The following is a 19592-nucleotide window of genomic DNA, read 5'->3' on the forward strand; positions in this document are numbered from 1 at the left end:
GAGGAAGATGGCCTATTCTACTGGTTCAGCCATGAGGATGGCAAGCACAAGCTGCATGTCGCCGACACCGCCAATGGCTGGCTTGGACCGTCACCGTCCGCGCAGGGCGAGGGCAGGGTGCGCCTGGCTCAAGGATCGTCCGACCGCAACCACATTAACGAATGGGCACGACAGTTTTCTTACGTGCCGGGCCAGCGCGCCGGCGCCGACTGGAATTTTGAAACACCCCGTATGGTGCCGGGCACGATGACACCCTCGTTGGTGCAGATGCCGGATGCGACAAAGCGCGAGCTTTACGAATATCCGGCGCGTATTTCCTCGGTCGCCGAAGCCGAGCGTGCGCAAAAACTGCGGTCGCAGGCGTCGGAAGCGGATCATGACCGGGTTTATGGTGCCTCTACATCCCGCATCATCGAAACCGGCCGCCGGTTCACACCGTATGAAGTCGCCCATCCTGATCATGCCTATGACGAACATGTCGTCATCAAGTCGGTGCAGACGGTGGTGGATCGCTCTTATGAGACCAACAGCAACGAACCGGAATATCGCAACGAGTTCGAAGCGGTCCCCTCACGTGTGCCGATGACACCACATCGGGAAACGAAGCGCCCGCGTATCGAGGGCACGCAGGTGGCGATTGTCGCCGGGCCGGAAGGCGAAGAGATCCATCCGGACCAGTATGGCCGCATCAAAGTGTGGTTCCCGTGGGACCGCAAGGCCAAGAAGGATGGATCGGATACGTGCTGGGTACGTGTGGCGCAAAGCTGGGGTGGTGGCACATGGGGTGCTCAGGTCATTCCGCGTATCGGCATGGAAGTGATGATTGCTTATGTCGACGGCGACCCGGATCGGCCGCTTGTGACCGGCGTTGTGCCCAACCCCAGCAATTCTGTTCCTTATGACCTTCCGGCCAATAAGACGCGTATGGTCATGCGCTCGAACACGCACAAGGGGCAGGGCTTCAACGAAATGACGTTTGAAGACGAGGCCGGCAAGGAGAACATGTTCTTTCATGCCCAGAAGGACCAGACGACCCGCGTGCTCAACGACCGCACCAAGCGTATCGATCGTCATGAAGTGTCAGCCATCGGCTCGAATCGCACGGTTGAAGTCGGCGGCAACCAGAAACACGAAGTCGGCGGCTCGATGAACACTGTCGTCGGCGGCACCGGGCCGATGGCCATGGCACTGATGGGGGCCGTACAGGGAATGGCTGGCCAGACTTCGGGACTTTTGGGGCAGGTAGCCCAGATCGCCGGCGCCAGCAATCCAAGTGTTGCAGCTTTCGCCGGCACTTTGGCGCAATCGGCGCTCGGGTTCCTTGGAGAAAGTGGATTGGGCAGCCGTCAGGGTGTGGTGGCTGGCTCCAGTCCTCGTGCCGATGCTGGCACAGCACTTGCGGGATCGGGTTCAGGTGTCGGCAATGCAGCCGCAAGCCTGTTTCCGCTGCCCGGCATCATGAACACTATCGTCGGTTCGTTCAAATCCGATACCGTCGGCATAGCCCGTGTCGAGCAGATCGGTGTGTCGAAGGTGACCAATGTCGGTCAGACCGCGATCGAGAACGTCGGCAAATTCAAGAAGGTCATTGTTGGCGAAGAGTTCGTCATCGAGTGCGGCGCTTCAAAATTCATCATGCGCAAGGATGGCACGGTGATCATTCTCGGCACGCATTTCAATTTTACGGCGTCTGGGCCCACGCAGATCAATGGCAGCGTTGTCGATCTCAATAAGCCTGGCGGAGGTTTCTCGGAGGCAGCACCTACATCTTCGGATATAGCAGCGAAGGGCTGAGGCTCTAATGTCAGTTGATAACCAAACTCCATTTCCGGCTTTAGCCTTTCGCCACTACAACTTGAAAGGTGAATTGCTCGGTGTCGTTGTATCGCGGGGAACGTTCAGATTGAGTAACGGGGGACCGTTACAGATTGACCCCGTTCAGCGCCCATTGGTGATGGCTGACACTTATGACGGCGACCCTCATCAGACGCCGCAGATGGCTTCCACAGATCTTGCTCCCTTCAAGCCGGGAACTGACGTCACGTTCATAGGAGCTGCATTTCCTCCAGGCGGTGAAGCAACTCCGTCTTGGACTTGCGGCTTAAAAGTAGCAGCGCTGGAGAAGCGGCTGCGGGTCTATGGACCGCGCGCATGGAAGGCGAAGACACGGAAGACGTGGCTTGGGCTTTTAGATCGTGAAAAGGAAGATGCGCTTGACGGCTGGGAACTGACACAGCCAGAGCCGGTTACTCACGTACCAATCGACTGGCGCCTAGCGTTCGGAGGTCAAATTGAGGGCCGTGAGACGATTGAAAGAAATCCTATCGGACGCGGACTTGTTGATGAATCTCTTTTCCGCGAGAGACCGGAGTGGCCAGCGCCCCAAATCGAGGACGAAAATCAACCAATCCGTCATGTGTACGATCGGCCGCCACCGGCTGGACTAGGCCCCATCTCCCCGTTTTGGCAGGACCGCATTGAGCGAGCGGGAACATATGATGACCACTGGTTAAACGAGCGGCACCCATTATTGCCGAAAGATTTCGATTTCGCATTTTGGCAGGCAGCCCATCCCGATTTAACCGCTGCAACATGGCTTGAGGGGAATGAGCCGTTTGAACTTGATAACCTGCTGCCTCAACGAGAAAAACTCATCGGAACGTTGCCATCAATAAAGCTAGAAGTTGTTCTCGATCAGGGCGATGGTCCGGCGCTCGGTCCTATGGTCCTCGATGGTATTCACTTCGACTTTCGACCAAACATAGGACGTGTTTTTCTAACGTGGCGAACAGGATTCCCTTGGCCGAAACGGCAAGGGTTACCGACCTTGCGGTATCGCACTAACGACAACGGTGCGGCATGACCGACGGCTCGCTGCACCTGGGTACAATCAACGTAAACTCGTATAGTTATAGTCCGACGCCCAACGCTGCCTTGGCCGCGGAACTTGGTATGCCTAGCTCAACTCTGTTTTTCAAACCGGATAGGGCGGGGGGGTACGTCGACTACAGAGCGACTACTGGAGCGGATACCCAAACAGCATGGTTTGATGACGGTGATGACAGTGGTGGATCAACACCCGCCCCTACAGCAGCGGATCCAGCCCCGCCCGAGATTATCAACGATGACAGTGAAGCCATAGCAATTTGCCTGTCACCAGACGTTTGTCGTGCGCCGAATAAGCCTACACCATTCATGACTTATGGGACCGCCAACAATGACTTCAACTACTCACCCGACGTGTTTTCAAATGGCTTACGAGTAAAACATCAGCAGTCAAAATTTTCATGTTGCTTTGGTGACGAGGCGGGGATTGGCCTTGGATGCAAATCGAATACGCTTGGAGATGTTGTCGAGCCTGTAACGTCATCGCAAATCGTATTCGTGAACGGGATGCCGGTTCAACGACATGGCGACCAATGCACCTTGAATGCTGGAAACACTGTAGGGGAATATTGTTACGTCGGCGCCACAGACGTAGCAGAAGCACCTCCTGCTTCAGATGAGCAGGATAAAGCTTGGTATGAAAACGCATGGGATTGGACGGGCGAGAAACTCAACGAAGCAGGACAGGCTATCAGCGAGTTTGATCAGAACAATGGTCGGATCGTCACTAGGTCTGTAGGCGGCCTACAGGCAATCGGAGGCGCAGCTGAAACGCTTGCCGGAGCAGCGCTTGCAGGTGTCGGCGGTGTGGCAACGGGTACCGGGGTAGGTGCTGCGCCGGGTGTGCCAGCGATGATTGGTGGCGGGCTACTCGTTGTAAATGGCGCTGATAATTTTCAAGCTGGGTTGCGTCAAGCGTGGACTGGTGAATCGACTGCCACCGCTATTGCCAGTGCTTCAGGCGATGTCGCAAGACTTGCCGGCGCATCCGAGCAGACAGCTCAGACGGTGGAGAACACCGTTGGTATGGTGCAAGGGGTTGCAGGCGGCACTGGTGCATTGGCAGCGGGAATGCGAGTTACTGGTCGTACGGCAGCGACTGCAGGTGCGGGTGGGATGCTCAATCCTTCTTCTAAGACTGTCGGGCGCGCAGTTGCAGAAAGCGGCGAGCAGGGAGCGAGGAGCACAAACGCACTTGGTGAGGCGCACAACGCCGCAATTTACGCCCGATATAGAGAACTCTTAAATGTAACGGAGCAAGCAAATCCGCTGGTTGAGAGCTTGCGTAACACTGGGAAGCTTCCGCCAAATTACGTTACAAAAGCAGACGCCGCAAAGGCTGGCTGGGCTCCGGGCAAGGCGGTTGGAAATTATGTGCCGGGAGGCCAGATTGGCGGAGATGTTTTCGACAATACAACCAATATCTTGCCCCCGGCAGCCGGCCGAACTTGGCAAGAAGCTGATGTAGGGCTTGTCAATACAATGTCTCGTAAAAAGCAGCCTGGAACTCGACTTCTTTATTCAAATGACGGCTTATTGTATGTGACCAGCGATCACTATGATACTGTCACATCAATCGGTACGTGGAAATGAGGTATCCAAATGAAAATGAGTATCGACGGAACTGAAATCCGCGAATTAGGTGATTTTTATCAACAATTCTACGATTTGATCGACGTTAACCCGAAACAGGGCCGCAATTTGAATGCGCTTTGGGATCACATGAGCGGTTCCGTCGATCGCCCCCTGCATCTTGTTTGGGTCAACTCCGAGAACTCGAAGAAAAACCTAGGCCCTGAATTTGAAAAGCTTATCGAAGTGTTCGAGCGCACCCGTGCTCAGGACATCGCGTGGGGCCTTGAAGAAAAGTTCACGTACGAATTGGAGTAGCGCCAAGCAGGCGAGGGCTTTGTCCAGAAGCGATCAAAAATGATGCTGATGAGATGCGCGCAAACGTGAATAAGCACAGCGCCGCCTTATCACCGATAAGAGGTACTTATCGATGGTCAGGACACCATCTGGCGATCATACCATGTGAGGAACCCAAACTTAACGATAGCGTTCCTGTAGGACTTCGTTTACCATAAAATCAATGGCTTACGATTTCGGCAAACTGAAAATTTCGAACATTTTAGAACCGGCGTTTCGCGCCGGCATCGCCCTCACGCGTCTCGACGAGCGCATCGCCCGCTCGCCGGTCGGGCAGGGCTGGATCGCGCGTACCCACTTCACCGACGCCTGCGCTTCGCTGTGGATCGACGGCGAACTCGTGCACCTCGAAGACCTCGTCCTGCACGACGCCACGAAGGATATTCGCACGCCCACCCATGAACTGACAATCGCCCGCGACGTCCTTCGCACTCGTCGGCGCATATCCGGCCAGTCCGCTGACTGGGCTTTGTCGGCGGATGGTATCCGAACTTTGCGACAGACGTCGGACATCAACGCGGTAGGCCCCGAGGCGTCGACGGCAGACGTCATCCCGCGCGCGGTCCCGGCGGATCCGGAAGGGGAGGGGGAGGAAGACGACGCGGAAAACCTGCCCGGTGTCGACTATGCCGCGATCGATGCGGTGCTGGCCCGGTCGGAAGCGGCGATCGCGAACGCAAGGCGGCCCGGGCGTGGCAGCGGCCAAGACAAAGATCCGATGATCTACGATCTCGACTGGGACGAGGATGCACGGCTGGACGAATGGCGCGGCGTATTGCGGCAGGTGCAAGACCTGCCGGCGGTGCTGCAGGCGATCGTTGCCCTCGATGCCTGGAACGAGCTTTCCGTGCTACAGCACGGCCCTTGGCTCGGTCGGCTGCTGGCCGCCTCTATCCTTCGCGAAGCCGGCATCACCACCGGCGCGCATCTTGCCGCCATCAACCTTGGCCTGAAAACCATTTCGGTCGATCGGCGCCGGCATCGTGATCGGGAGACCAGATTACTCGCCATTGCTCACGGCCTGATCGCGGCCGCCGAGATAGGACTCAAAGAACATGACCGGCTGACGTTGGCAAAAACGATGATGGATCGAAAACTGGAGGGGCGGCGGACGTCGTCCAGACTGCCGGAGCTGGTCGAGCTGGTGATGGCAAAGCCGCTGGTCTCGGCAAAGATGGTGGCGAAGACGCTGGAGGTGACGCCGCAGGCGGCGCGGCGGATTGTTTTGGAACTGGGCCTCAGAGAGATGACGGGGAGGGGGAGGTTTCGGGCGTGGGGCGTGATTTAGCTGGCCTGTCGGCGATCGCCCAAGGTGCCGTGCTGAGGGTCTGAGACGGTCGGATTTTAGAAGGTGTACTGGGTTAAAGGAGCAAGCGCTCTATGCGCTGTAGCCAATCCCGCCGCTTGAGAAAAGCTGCATGCAGGCCTGCAGATCCAGAACGAATGATTTAAGAAAGCCGGATCAGAGCGTGGTGAGGGGGCATGCAAGCACATCTTTGGACAGGACGTCCTCCGGCCGAAAGAAGCCTTTTTCCAGGACGGCCGCCCTCGCGACATCGACGTCGGGCGCGAACCATACGACGGCGAGATCCAGAACGGCTCGTGAGCAGCAGACATAGAATAGGCGCCGCGTCCGCTCGATTGCAGAATCCTTGCCTATCGCGATGTTCTCAATGTCTGTAGGCGACAAGTCGGTGATGCCGAAGTACTTCCCGTAGGAAAACGACCTCATTGCCTCTCCCTCCTCGTCGTCGAGGAGGACCATGACCCTGTCGAACTGGGCGCCCTTCACACCTTGCTGAGTGGAGAAAGGAGAGAGGTCGTCGAGGTAGTTCCGGTAGCCAAAGAATTCCTTTGCCGGACAAGCCAGGAAGGCGAGCAGAGGCGGATACTCGGGATCGTGCTCGAGGTCGGGGGCAACTGGCAACGCCAAATGTTTCGCCAATCGTTCATCGACGGTCATCAACGACGTTGCGACGGCGTGTTCAAGCACCTGCCGGACCGTCACATTAGGATCTGTAAACAGGCGCTTCAATTCGGTCGTCGCCGCGTGTAGGCGCTTCAGGCTGTCTACAAAGCTCTCGCCGTCAGGCTGCCCTGGGAGAGCGTTCCCGCCCTTCAGAATCGATACGATCTCAAATTCGTCGCCGTCGCTTAGTGCATTGGCTAGAGGTAGGAGATAGTTCAGGAACGGCCGGAGCGGCCAGGCCGTGCCGTCTGCCAAGCCTTCCTTGAGGCTTTCGGTCGATCTGTCGTGCAAAGCCGAATATAGGCTCGGGAAGCCCAACCGGCTTGCGGCAGCACGATGCAGCAGAACAAGCATCCGAACGTCCGCGTCCTTTTCATCGCTCTTCCAATGCGGATCTGCATTCTTACGACTGAGGTATTCGCGGACGTCTCCTATGCGCGCCGTACGGTGCTCATCAGCGGGAAGGATGAAGATTCTCGCTGTCCCAGCCATGGGTATGTCGCCGTCGCCCGACCGCTCGGTCCTGCCGCCTGTCTGGACGAGCCGGTCGTCTTCGGCTCGTATGGCGTTGATGACCTTAAGTACGGCCTGGGGACACCGGAAATTTTCCGGCTTCTTGATCTCGATCCAGCCGTCTTCGAGCGAAACTGCGCCGGCTCCTGTGGAAAAGATCTTCTGCATTGGGTCGCCGAAAAAACCAAGGCAGAACTCATGATTCACGGTAAGGGTCACCGTTCGAAGCGCTTCTATAAATGCCGGCATGGTATCCTGGCTCTCGTCGACGAACAGGACTGGATACTTCGCGGCGAGAAGATCTCGGAGAAGCTGCTTCTCCCCAAGCAAGGTGGGCACGAGCTTGAGAATGTCTGCGTGCCCGAGGATGCCGTGCCCGTAGTCGCTGCCGGTACCGTAGGTGAACCTCTCCAGATAGGAAACCACTTCCTTCTGCTGGCGTAATCTCGTCATAGTGGCTTCTATCTTAGGCCGAGAGGCGGCCCGAGTTCTAGGATTTGCTTGGCGCGCTTCCTCCTCGGCGATCTTCTCGTCGATTCGAACGAGGACCCAGTCACGGATGTCCGACTGGAAAGGCTGGATCAGCGACCACAGGAAGCTATGGATCGTCGAGATGCGGCAAAGCGGGTCGTCGCCGACGTCGCTTCGAATCTCGTTCACCGCCACTTCGGTGTAGGTGATACAAGCGATATGCTGCCCGCGCATCCGCAGTTGATCGCCCCGCGTCTCAGAAACATACCCCAGCGCCTTGATCAGCGACGTGGTCTTTCCCGACCCCGCGCCTGCGACCATCACGAAGTGCTTTGGAGGCCGGGCGCTCAACGCGTTGCGAAGTTCAACGTCGGCCTGGGTGTCCGGCTTGCCGCTCCTGCTCGTCATACCAATAGTCCTAGATTGTCCGCTTCCGGTTCCGCACCGTCGTTCCCGATGTCGCCAACGGCAGGAGCCGGCGTGAGCTCGCTCTCGAGCCACCGGAGACCCTCGGCGATGTATGTGGGGACCTTCCATTCCTTCGGATCCTGCTCCAGAAGCGACAAAGCAAAGTCGGTCTTGCGGAACCCTGATGCTGCAATCTTCTTGTTGAGCCTTTCCGAAATGGCAGCCAGATCAAGGTTCGCAGAACCGTTCATCTTGAGCCTGAGCGCCTTGCGAGCCTTGTCCTGAGACCAGACGAGATTCTCCAGCGCGAAGGCCTCTTCCAACGTCCGTCCGGCGATGGGTGCTACTTCCCCCCTCCATGAGACTTCTACTACGGTCTGGTAGGAGACACGTATTTGCGCGTCGTGCGGCGCGACCCTTGCCTGCACGCACTCATCGGTATCGGCAGCGAGAAGGTCGGCGATGAGGGTCTTGCCGGGCAGCCATTTAATGAGCGTTTGGTTCGAGGTCACAGCTCCCGGATGGCTAACGATGCAGGCAGTCCCAGGTCCGGGCTCGTCATCGTCGTCTTCCGGCTCCTCCTCCGCAGCCTCTGGGACTACCTCTGCTGCGGCTTCCACGTCACCGATCAGGTCTTCAAAGATTCCATCTGCGACCGGTGCGACGTCTGCTTCGATTTCGTCCTCCGGTTCAGGCGCCGCGCCCGGCAGAACACTATCGATGTCGGTTATGACGAGCGTGGTGATGCCCAGGAATTCCACCAGTTTCCGGAAGCGATGGCCGAAGGCGCCGCCGATCTCAAGCACGCTGAGATACGCGGCTTGCAACCCCGGAGCCGCCTTCGCGATCATTGCAGGCAGCAGGAGGCGCTCGACGTTGCCCTCGACGAGAACCGCGGCGTCTGCGAAGAACAGATCGCAGTGCGTGAGCTTTAGGTAGCGTTCTAGAAAGAGCCGGGTCCGTGGCTTAGTGTCCCGATAGAACTCAGACAGGTTAAGGACCTGCGAGGTCTGCGACGCGCCCGGCATGCGTCGGAAGTAACGGATCGGGCGGAAACCCCTCTCGTACAGGATATGGGACGAATGCGTGGAGACCACGAGCTGGCTGGTGTAGTGCGCTGCCTCCGGGCCCTCGATCTTGAGGATGTCGAGCACCTTCCGCACGAACACCTGCTGGAGCTGGACATGCAGATGGGCCTCCGGTTCCTCGATGAAGACGAGATGGACAGGCGGCCTGCTCTCCTCCACCTCCATCCACCTTGCATGAAGGTCCAGCAGTTCCACGACCATGTATATCAGGTTCTTGAAGCCCAGCCCATTGTATCGGTCGGGCAGTGTCGGAAAGACGCCGTGCTGGTCGGCTTCTCCTAGCGCGTAATGCACCCTTGTTCCGTCCTGCGAGCTCATGATCGCAGCAGGATTCAACGCGGTCTTGATAAGCAGGCGCGGGTTGCCCAGACCCGGGTATCCAAGCTGGGACAGACGATCGAGAGTGGGTCCGAAAACCCTACCGAGGTGATCGTTGAGCATCGTTTCGGAATCTGCCAGGGCCCGCTGGGCGTCGAAGTCCTCGGTACGCTGCTCCAGGTTCCGCTGGTAGAACCGTCCAAGAACTCTCGACAGTTCTTCGGAACGGGTCCCGCCTGATGAATCCGAGAGATGCCGCTGCGCGTGCAGGAAGTCGACCTTTACGAGTCCAGCCAGAATCTCCCTTCCGCCGCGTCCGTTGTCTGAGGAGATGAGACGCGGCACGTATCCTGGCAGATCGCGGAACTCGCCGTCGAAGCGCGCCTTGTCCAAGACATAATAGCGAAGGTCGAATCCTTTCCGCAGCCGCGCGCCTCCATCGTCGCGAAGGTAGTCACAGAGTGTTCGTGGCGAGGGATGGTAGGCGGGCACTCCATCCGCCGCGGGGCGTGCGTTTGCTGCAGCGGCAGCATGAGCAGCCTGATATTCGTGGCGCAGCGTGGCGGCGTCGATCGCCGCGAACTCCACACGGATGCCGACCGTGCTGCCGGTGAAGGAGAGGTTCGGTAGGAGATCTGCTACCCGATGAAGATTCCCAGGTTCGACCTCAAACCAGATGTCCATGGAAATCGTCGGAAGCACGCTGTCTGGCAGGCCGGCTCCAAAGTTGTCGATGGAATCCCAGCAGTCCGAGCTGAAGTCATGGATCGAAAACCGTTCCCGCGACGCCGCGATGAAGAGTTGCAGCGCGTGCGTCGCCGACGTCTTTCCACTGTTGTTCGCCCCGACGAAGATCGAGATATCCGAGGCCAGATCGATACGGGCGTCTTTCAAGCGTCGGAAGTTACGGATACGAAGAGTTTCAATATGCATCAAACAATCCAGCATCAGTGCCATTCTGGATTGCACAATAGTCATTGATTAGTTGATTCGTCACCGTTCTGCTGCCATCGCCGCTAACGAATTCCGACTTTCGATCCAGTGCTTGGGAAAGTCTTCCAGAAAAGATCCAGGCTATGCAAAAGGCTGCGCATGCCGTCACCTGACAAAAATGCCAGATTGACTTCATACGCTGCGGCTGACGCTGTTGCGTCAATCCTCTAATTCGGGCAGTAGGCTCCCAAGAGCAACCCACGGCGGTAGCGGTGAAATTCGTCAAGCGGGCGTTCCGAGACCATCAAAGGAAGGGGGGGCCCTGCGAGTGCTTCGCCAATGATTTCCGCATCAGGCCCATACTTTGATATTCCGGAACGTGGCGGTCGCAGGCAGCGCGCGGTCGTTCATGACACCCGCGAGGGCCTCAGATCGAGGGGCCCACAAGTTGGCGTGGAGGCGCATGGGCAGATGAGGAAGCGGCGTCGGATCCCATCCGACTCGCTGGTGGATTGCCTTACCGTCCACCGACCACGTTATGCAGCCCGGGCGCCAGTCTATCGCATACAGATGGAAGTCGGAGGTTGCATCGAACCCGAGGTCGATCCGACAGGGCGAGCCGCGATAACCAAATCCGATCGCTGCGCCGTCGTCGCCCGGATTGAAGTATACATTCAACAGCATGCGTCGCGGATCGTCGCCCGTCAGCTCGATATCAATCTCCTGCCGTGGCAAAGCCCGATGCAGAAAGAAGCCGGTAACAAGCCCGGCTCCGCAGGCCGGCCTGATCTCGGCTTCGAACCGACCGTGTTCAAAAGACCGCACCGAGGCGAAGGCTCCCGAGCGATATTTTCTATTGCCGCTTTCAACCTTGCTCAGCACGAGCTGGGCGCCGTCGGCGTTCTGCAACAGACCATCGGGATTGAACGCAGCACGATTGCCGGGAAATGTCTCGGTCGCGGCTGGAAGTATAGGCGTGGGTTTAGTCATCGCCTCGTTTATGAGGCAGTCGCCCACAGGGTGGATGCTTCGCGCGGAGGCTGTCCGGGTCGGCCAGGCCCGGTCAGGAACCAAGGCCCAAGCAGAGTCGTCTGTCAGACGCTCGGGACGGATGCCGTTGACTTGTCTCACGGGCTCGTGCCGATCGTCGCGCAGGATCCGCCATGACCTAGGAGCACCCGCGGGAAATGCATAAGGCGGTGGTGCGAGACCGAGCAAAGCGCACAACGGTTGCCACATTGCGTCGCTGGGTTCCCGGGCGTCGAATGCGACAGTGCGTGATGGCGGCAGTATTTTGCGGTTTTGCTGGCGATCCAGCCTTGGAGCCCCTTCGAGCACGAACCTGGAGTCGGACCGCGCTGTCGATGCAGCGAACGCCTTTGCCGAGAGTGGCGCATCCACGAGCGCGTCGAATGTTGTCAGTATGGATGCCAGATCTTCTTCACCCAGCTCTTTCTCATCGCCGTCGAATACCCGAACTCGGAGCCCAAGCATTGAGAGGGCCATGGCCAGCCCTTCGCGCTCGCGTTTGCCGGTCCACGCAAAAACCGGCCCTGCTGCACTTCTCTTGGGGACCGGCGTTGAGTTCGCGTCAACGATCCCGGCACGCGCCAGATAAGGGAGGATGGAATGGGAATTGTCTGAGCCTCCATCATCTCGCTGGAGGACAACAGGAGAAGAGAGCGCAAGCGCCCGCAGCTTTTCGAGGCGGTAGTTGATCCACATGTCAACCGGCCCGACAACGGGCATTGACTCCAGCAGGGTCCGCGCACCTCTGCGGGACAGAACGTAGCCTGACAGGAACCACAAACCACGCAGCGGACGAAAAACGGCGTCGCAAGCATCCAAGCGCGCGGCCGTGCCGCCGGCGTCCTCGTAGGAGAAGTAGAGAAGGTCTGGTCCTCCGTGCCCCCCCAGACGCTGCCATGATGCGCGCCATCCTCGATCGATGGCCGCAGCAGCACCGCGCGCGAACCATATATCGTCTTCTAGGACTAGAACGTGTTCCTGCTGACCAGAGGCAATCGCCTTCCATGTTTCTATGTGCGACCGTGCGACGGCCACTTCCTGTCGGGTCATCCGGACTGGTTCTGAGGGGTCGAAGCACTCTTCAAGCCTTGTGTCCGGTTGGACGAAGAGCTGATGCGCCAGCCGGTAAGTCTGATCAACGTCGGAGGTGGATGCAACTTCACGACCGTCTCGTGCGTCAATGGCGGGAAGCCTGTGCGATATCGTACACAGCGGGAGACCGTCGAAGTTCTTGTACCGGTTCAGCTCGCGCATCGTCCGGCGGAGTCTTCTTGGCTGCCGATCAAGGTTTATGATCATAACCATTCCGATCCTGCCCGCTCCAGTACCGAATGCTGAGATCTGACCGGCCGGAATGACGCTCCACAATACGCGAGAGACACGGAAAGCTAGCGCCCGCATTGGACCGAAGACGTCCTTGAATCCTTTTGTAGACCTCATCGCTGACTGACCTCAGCAACCATATACGTTGCGCCAATTGCGAGAGTCGCCTCGGTAGGAGAGATCCCATCTCATTTCCGCTATCGCGTTCCAATTACGCAGGAGCTCAAAATCAAAGGGAAGGCCGGCTTGCTCGAGCTCCCAGGCGTGAATCACTAGAGCGATGGTGAAATTACCGGGCCCCGTCGTTGCTTGGATTTCTGGATCATCTTCTGCGCCAAGGAGCTTGGACGTCGCACGGTCAAGAGCTCGATGCAGGATCGGGTGGCCGGATGGCGAGGCGATGGGGTCGTTGTTGACGTAAAAATTCCTGCTACCCTCCGGCAGCTCTGGACGCCAGATATCGGCTGCAGGCATCATTCCCCCGGCCGTGATATCGTAGCAAAGGGGCTGTATCTTGAGCTTGTCGTTGCGAAAGATCTGCCGCCACTCGTCTCCCAGTAGGACATCGTCTGCGTCGACGTAAAAGCCGCCCTCGGCCAGTATGAAGCACATGCGGAAATAGTCGCAACGCATTGCAGGATGGCTGCAACGCGCAAACGCCTGCCGCTCTCTCTCGCTATAGGTATCGGCAATGTAACAAGCGGCGCTGGCATCGTCGAACAGATGGAAATCAAATCCCTCGTCGGCAAGGCGGTCCCAGCTCTGGAGGCAGGCATTGACGTCTTCCGGAAGGTCGGTCAGATCGTGCCAGTATCTCAGCAGCCGCCTGGGAATAAGCGGCGCGCTGCTGGCGGGTCTTTCGTCGCTTCCGGCCGGAATCTCAACCTGCCGCAGCATCAGGTTTCTAATGGCGGCGGAACGGGCAGGCTCGTCCTTCTCCAGAGTTCGTGGGTCGAAGTCCATTTCTCGCGAATCCGTCTTCACATAGTTCGATTTGGGTTGTGCATCGCATTCGTTCCCGTCGTCGGCGCTCCAGCATCCAGGTATGCTAGATAACGTGGCGAGTCCTTCAGCAGATACGCTCGTCCGTCGACCACGAATCCATCCAGTCCGTGTTCGACGGCGTAGGCATCAAGATCAACCATGTTGTTGATGAATCCCTTGCCGTTGAAATTAAGAGACGTGTTGCAAAGCACTCCGTAACCGGTGCGCGATCGGAATGCTTCCAGCAGGCTGCACAGTTCCATGTTGCTGGACGGCGTCACCGTTTGGAGGCGAGCCGTCCCGTTGACGTGGGTGACAGCCGAGAGAGCATCGGTGGTTGCACGGTAGGTGTAGAGCATATGAGGGCTTTCACGGTCGCATCCGAACCACTTCTCGGCCTCGTCCTGCAGGCAGATAGGGGCAATTGGTCGGAACTGTTCGCGCTGTTTGATCTCGTTCAGGCGAACCCTTGTCGCATCTCGAAACGGAGCTGCCAAGATTGATCTGTTCCCCAGCGCGCGAGGTCCGATCTCATAGCGGCCATGCGCCCATCCGAGGATAAGGTCGTTAGCCAGCATTGCCGCAACCCGGCTATCATCTTTCTCATAGATGTCGTACCTGCTCGGGTCGATCGGACTGTCCGTCCGGAAATCACGACCCGAGTATACGCTCCAGTCGATCTTGGGATTGCCAGTAAAGTAGAACTGCGCATCGATAGCGGTGCCGATCGCCGATCCCGAGTCGTTGGCGACGGGGGGAACGAAGATCTCAGAAAAGAGATTGGTGTCCCTCCATTTGGAATTCCAGTCGCAGTTTAGACCGCAGCCGCCAGCGATCAAGAGTGGCAGCCCGCCCCTCAGATTCTCCCTAGCAAACCTGTGAAAGCGGTCGAAGATCGCATCGCTGTATATGCCTGCGAAGTTCCGGAACTCCGCGTCGTCGAGTCCAACATTGAGGTGCGGCGCGTCTGCAATCCGGTCGTAATCGCTGAGCTTTCGATAGGGATCGCGCAACAGGAAGCTCATCAGTCGCTGCTCCTCCGCCGTGGGGACGTCGCGTGTCGAGAACGATGCGATCGCCATCAACTTGCCGGCGTCAGAGGCGCGGGGGTAGGGCCCGTCCTTCGGAAAGGTGGGATCAGCCAGCCCGTAGAGAAGTCCGTACCGGTTTCCGGGCTGTGTGAGCGCATCGCCGATCAGCGTGATGTTGAGCTCCGGATCGATCTCGTAAAAGGAGCCCACCTCTCCTTCCCAAACGAGCGCGTAGCATGCAGTGCCCTTCGGGAAAGGTGACATGCCGAAGGCGCAAAGAATATGCGATCGCTCGTGCGACGAAGAGAAGTAGTCGACCCTGCCTCGAAGCAACCGTCCCTTGTCCACGATGGTGCTCGAGCCCGAGACGCCCCGATAGCCCGAGTTACTGTGCGATCCGTGAAGATACTCGTGATGGTCGCGGGGCCACCACCCTCCCATGCATATGACATCCGGCAAATCATCAAGCTCGCCAATGGCGTCGAGGATGTCGGCTACTGACACATACGAGTATCGGTAACCGGAGTCCTTCTCCGCCTCGATCGAAAACATCAATCGGGAGTCCCGGAGATATGCGATCGCGCCGTCGTGGCCAGGATTGTATGAGAGAATTTTCATCTTGAGTCTTGATCGTTGAACCGCCATGACATCACGCGGCCAGGTGCAAAATTGCAACCGCTCTTAGAGCGGATCGGCACTAAAGTTGTGATGCGACAGCTTTAAGCTGTGGATGGCGACAATGCTTGTGGGAGGCGGGGATATTTGCGCTGGCTGGCGAAGTGCAGACGTTTTTAAACGGCGGCCGTCCAGCTCGTCTTGATGCACGCCACGTATAGTGACTCGGATCGAGACCTAGAGGAAGGATGTCAGCTTGCGCATTTGGACGAACTCGCCTCTGTGATACGTGCGGCGGATTCCGACGTGCTCGAAATGGTGGAAATACTCGATGCCGCCGGCACCTTTGCACTTCCCTATGCCGGCAATCGAGAGGTCATCCTTGTAGGATGTGTCCTTTGTTAGCATGGCGTCGGTTTGATCATCGCCAAAGCCGCAGCCACTATCGGTACAAGCGATCGAGATCCCGGCCTCGTCGCTAAAGACCGGATGCAGTAACTTCGACCTCTATGGAAACTTCGAGGCTGCGCTTCGTGGGATCGAGTTCTGTCTTATCAAAAAAGCATTGATCGAGTTGAAAATCAGCTCTTAAAGGATGATTTAACGGCCCGAATTCGTCTTGGAGTTGTTCAAACTTCCGCGAATGTCGAGCGTCATTCGAATTCTGTTGGAAGTTTCGTCTCGGGCAAAGATTCCTGGCTTCGGATCTCCTTCGAAGTCACGAATATTTGCGACGGAACTGCTCTCCAACGTGGGTGTCTCAGCCCAACTGCCGGATAAATGCAACAATCCACTGAGACCGGTCCAGTGGGGCGATCTCTCGATCTGAAACGGTTTCCTGAGTATACAACACAATTACATGTGGAATGCCGAGGTTGGCGGGTTAGCCGTCGCGAGTCTATAGCTATCATCTGCAGATTCGCTTCCGACGCCATAGTGGATATTAGAGAGTAAGTATCTGGCCGTGTTTGGAATATTTCACGCTGGTGTAGCCAATGAATGACGGGGCCTGCTGTTCGACAGCGCTTCTGCATATCCTCAAAGCCGACGCTAGTTCATGTTGTCTTTGTCTACATGACAGGTAAATACTGCCAGCCTGCGACCAACCTCTTTCGGGCTGGTACAGGCACGTCTCCGACCATTGCTCGAAAGCGTGATCAACTGTCTATCAAGGGGTATCGAGACGGCAGTGATCTCAAACGCCAACGAGAAACTTCACTCCCCATGCTCAGGCCGTTTACATCTGAGGCTCCTGCCGGAAACAGATTCTGTGGAAAGTTCGAAATTGGTTCTGACGCGAATTGATCCATCACAACAACTTTATGTAATTTATAATGATCTCAAAAAGGGACGGCAGCGTGTTTAAAGAACATGAATATGCCTTGTTAGGCGGATTGAACCGATCCAACGTTGGCCGGCATTTGGGGAGACTTGCTGCCTTGATTTCCGCCGGTATCGTTTTCCTCCTCCTGTCGGCAGTCGATATCGCTGCCCGCTACGGCCTCCCTGTGAATCTGCCACCTACAGTGCTGTCTCTTGTCGGTGCAAGCATGGTATTTGGAGCACTGTATTGGTTTTTTGATCGCTTTCTGTGGCGTTGGCCCATTCTTGGGCGAATATTGAAAGTCCCGGATATCAGCGGCAAATGGGACTGCGAAGGACGCACATTCAACCGAGCGGACGGCACATTCCGAAACGACTGGGAAGGGAAGATTACCATTGTGCAGTCATGGGATAAGCTGTTTGTCCGCCTCAAAGGCCCTCAGTCAGGCTCCCATAGCATCGCCGCAGCGATAACATGTGACCCGATAGAAGGATATCACCTGCTCTACAACTATGTGAATGAGCCCAAAGCAGGCGAAGCCGATCTGAAGTCCCATCGGGGTTTCGCGCAGATTACATTCGCGGGCGATCGCCAATCGGCCGAAGGTGAATACTTCAACGGCTTTTCGAGAGATACCTTCGGAACCCTCAAACTGACGAGGGCTGAGAATGGCTCGTGATGTAAATAAACGGCTCGAACAGCTCGCGAAGCGCCGCAAAGGGACTGATCGTCTCGGAGAGCTTAATTATGCTGAGCAAGCAGAGGTCCTCAATAAGAGCATTCTGGACGAATCTTGGCAGAAACGCGCTCTGGACAAGCCCAATACGCGTTACGCCTTGGGGGCCATGCAGGCCGTTGATCCAGAGTACACCCGTATCAGTTTGGATACGGCAGAGCGCGTAGGCAATCAACTTCTTACCAGACTGGAAAATCACGGGCTTTTTGTAGAATTCCGGATCCAGGGGTCTGTCGCGCTGGATGTACATATCCGCGGCGTGAGCGACGTCGATCTGCTGACGTTGGACAGATATTTCTATTCCTACAATCGATTGGGACCGAAAGGCGGCAGCTACAGCGGCCTAGGGACCACAGAGTCCTCCCAAGAACGCCTGATGAAAATCAGGTTGAAATCGGAGGTAGCGCTAAAAGACGCCTTCCCAGCCGCAACGGTCGATAAATCCGGCGGCAAGGCAATTGCCGTTTTTGGAGGATCGTTGGCACGGCCGGTAGATGTCGTCCCTTCCCATTGGTACGATACGGCGGAATACCAGACGTCGGGCCGCGAAGCGGACCGAGCCGTGACCATTTTGGACAAGAATGTTCCTACAACCATCGACAACTGGCCTTTTCTTCACATCCAGAAAATCCATGATCGAGATTGCTCAGTAGCAGGGGGGGTGAAGAAAGCCATCCGCCTTGCCAAGAATGTAAAAAACGACGCTGAAACGGAAGGCACTACGATCGCCCTACCCAGTTTTGACATCGCCTCTATCATGTATCATGCCGACCTCCAGGTGCTCTCGCGAGGGAGCATTTACGAGCTTTCTGTACTGGCTGAGGCCCAACGGCACCTCAATTTTCTTTCCAATAATCAGAGCTACGCACTGACACTCGAGGTGCCCGATGGTTCACGGAAAATCATCGACAAGGTCGAGAAGTTCAACGCATTACAAAAGTTATCATTTGAATTTGATGACTTGGTGCGCGAGGTAGCTAGAGAACAGGGTAGGAATTTAGGTCTTATTCCTAGCCTTCAGGAACAGCGCAACATCCTACAAGACAGCTATATTTTGTAGTTAGACGCGAACACGGGTGGGTTTCGGCGTGACGTTTGACCTCACCATCGGCGCCGAAGGTTGAACGTCGCCAAGCCGAAGAAACCGCAATTTGATCAGCGTGTTAACCTGGCCGGATCGGAGGCTCTCTTCCACGGCGCAAGGTCACAAGGGTTGACTGCTACTTGCTGAACTGTCCCATGAACCTCTCCATGCCCCCTTTGAGGGGTAGCAGACGGCGTGATACTACTAGTCGGATCGGCTTTTTGCAGGGCCAGACTACTCAGGCGTCGCTTGCATGATCACGTCCAGATTGCTGACTGAATTTCGTTTCTAATTCAACGACAAGTTTCGACCAGCATTCCATGCAGTCTTCCGCAAGCTGAAGAGCATCTACGGAACCATTGGAAGTGACGATCACGTACTTTGCTCGAAGTACCTCACCACCCTCGGAGCCGGTAAGCCAGGTTGACGCCTCGTATGTCTTGCCAGAGACGTGAGGTTGACTTCCGCTTCTAGTTGCTCGGTCGAGTTTGCAATGCTTGGTTCCATTACATAAATCAGCACAGAGTTGAAGACATCGATTTGTGTTGATGAAGTTGTCAACCTCCCCTGCCGTCAAACCAACTCTGTTTAGACGAATAATCCAATCTCGTATGTGATAGCAATGCATGAAGAACGAAAGCAAATCGTCTTCGTACAGATCGCGATTATGAGACTGGGCGAAGGTGCCGGTGTAAATTGCGCGAATCCTTGCGAGGTACCGTTCGGCGCGCTTCAGTTGCTCCATGAGAATCCCTCTTGTATTGCCGTGAGTCTGTCATAGAAGCGATATCCCTGCAGATCGAGAAGATCAAAGGTCGGCTCAGCTAGGGAGCAGGAACAGCAGCTATCGCTTAGCCCGTTTACAAACGGTCTGTCTGGAATCGGCCCCATATCCGTCGTTCCTCGGAAGACCAGCCCGCGCCCAATGCAGAGTAATCTCAGCGCGCTAGC

13 protein-coding genes are annotated in these 19592 nt (G+C 56.8%); 7 read left to right on the forward strand and 6 right to left on the reverse strand.

Annotated elements, in window-relative coordinates; genetic code table 11:
* The 5 genes from tssI to EDF70_RS24275 all read left to right on the forward strand — a co-directional run.
* The coding region (gene tssI, locus EDF70_RS24255; protein ID WP_132278913.1) for a type VI secretion system tip protein TssI/VgrG at positions 1 to 1794 on the forward strand (1794 nt) is incomplete at its 5' end.
* A 7-nt stretch (positions 1795 to 1801) separates the two neighbouring features.
* The gene (locus EDF70_RS24260; RefSeq protein ID WP_132278916.1) at positions 1802 to 2863 is read left to right on the forward strand and encodes a DUF2169 domain-containing protein; all 1062 of its coding nucleotides are present in this window, start codon (positions 1802 to 1804) and stop codon (positions 2861 to 2863) included.
* Complete coding sequence (locus tag EDF70_RS24265) at positions 2860 to 4479, forward strand: PAAR-like domain-containing protein (protein ID WP_132278919.1); 1620 nt, start codon at positions 2860 to 2862, stop codon at positions 4477 to 4479. The genes EDF70_RS24260 and EDF70_RS24265 overlap by 4 nt, the downstream gene beginning before the upstream one ends.
* 9 nt (positions 4480 to 4488) lie before the next feature.
* Complete coding sequence (locus tag EDF70_RS24270; protein ID WP_207908312.1) at positions 4489 to 4776, forward strand: barstar family protein; 288 nt, start codon at positions 4489 to 4491, stop codon at positions 4774 to 4776.
* A gap of 202 nt (positions 4777 to 4978) precedes the next feature.
* Positions 4979 to 6103 (forward strand): RHE_PE00001 family protein, encoded by a 1125-nt coding sequence (locus EDF70_RS24275; RefSeq protein ID WP_132278922.1) that lies wholly within the window; start codon positions 4979 to 4981, stop codon positions 6101 to 6103.
* Between the two features lie 174 nt (positions 6104 to 6277).
* Here EDF70_RS24275 and EDF70_RS24280 read toward each other — a convergent pair whose 3' ends face one another.
* The 5 genes from EDF70_RS24280 to EDF70_RS24300 all read right to left on the reverse strand — a co-directional run bounded on the left by EDF70_RS24280 (position 6278) and on the right by EDF70_RS24300 (position 15434).
* Complete coding sequence (locus EDF70_RS24280; RefSeq protein ID WP_132278925.1) at positions 6278 to 8176, reverse strand: UvrD-helicase domain-containing protein; 1899 nt, start codon at positions 8174 to 8176, stop codon at positions 6278 to 6280.
* Positions 8173 to 10539 (reverse strand): ATP-dependent endonuclease, encoded by a 2367-nt coding sequence (locus EDF70_RS24285; RefSeq protein ID WP_245519320.1) that lies wholly within the window; start codon positions 10537 to 10539, stop codon positions 8173 to 8175. The genes EDF70_RS24280 and EDF70_RS24285 overlap by 4 nt, the downstream gene beginning before the upstream one ends.
* 327 nt (positions 10540 to 10866) lie before the next feature.
* Complete coding sequence (locus tag EDF70_RS24290) at positions 10867 to 12984, reverse strand: family 16 glycosylhydrolase (protein ID WP_132278928.1); 2118 nt, start codon at positions 12982 to 12984, stop codon at positions 10867 to 10869.
* A 12-nt stretch (positions 12985 to 12996) separates the two neighbouring features.
* Complete coding sequence (locus EDF70_RS24295; protein ID WP_132278931.1) at positions 12997 to 13830, reverse strand: glycosyltransferase; 834 nt, start codon at positions 13828 to 13830, stop codon at positions 12997 to 12999.
* A 17-nt stretch (positions 13831 to 13847) separates the two neighbouring features.
* Positions 13848 to 15434, reverse strand: coding sequence for a carbamoyltransferase C-terminal domain-containing protein (locus EDF70_RS24300; protein ID WP_245519322.1), 1587 nt, complete (start codon positions 15432 to 15434; stop codon positions 13848 to 13850).
* A gap of 1421 nt (positions 15435 to 16855) precedes the next feature.
* Between EDF70_RS24300 and EDF70_RS24305 the strand changes: the two genes are divergently transcribed.
* Positions 16856 to 17500, forward strand: coding sequence for a hypothetical protein (locus EDF70_RS24305; RefSeq protein WP_245519323.1), 645 nt, complete (start codon positions 16856 to 16858; stop codon positions 17498 to 17500).
* Positions 17490 to 18617, forward strand: a complete 1128-nt coding sequence (locus EDF70_RS24310) for a hypothetical protein (RefSeq protein ID WP_132278936.1) — start codon at positions 17490 to 17492, stop codon at positions 18615 to 18617. The genes EDF70_RS24305 and EDF70_RS24310 overlap by 11 nt, the downstream gene beginning before the upstream one ends.
* 262 nt (positions 18618 to 18879) lie before the next feature.
* Here the strand turns inward: EDF70_RS24310 and EDF70_RS24315 are convergent, their stop codons facing one another.
* Positions 18880 to 19386, reverse strand: coding sequence for a hypothetical protein (locus tag EDF70_RS24315; RefSeq protein WP_132278939.1), 507 nt, complete (start codon positions 19384 to 19386; stop codon positions 18880 to 18882).
* Between the last annotated feature and the right edge of the window lie 206 nt (positions 19387 to 19592).

Origin of the sequence: Neorhizobium sp. JUb45 (genome assembly GCF_004343585.1) — a bacterium.
Taxonomy (GTDB): Bacteria; Pseudomonadota; Alphaproteobacteria; order Rhizobiales; family Rhizobiaceae; genus Neorhizobium.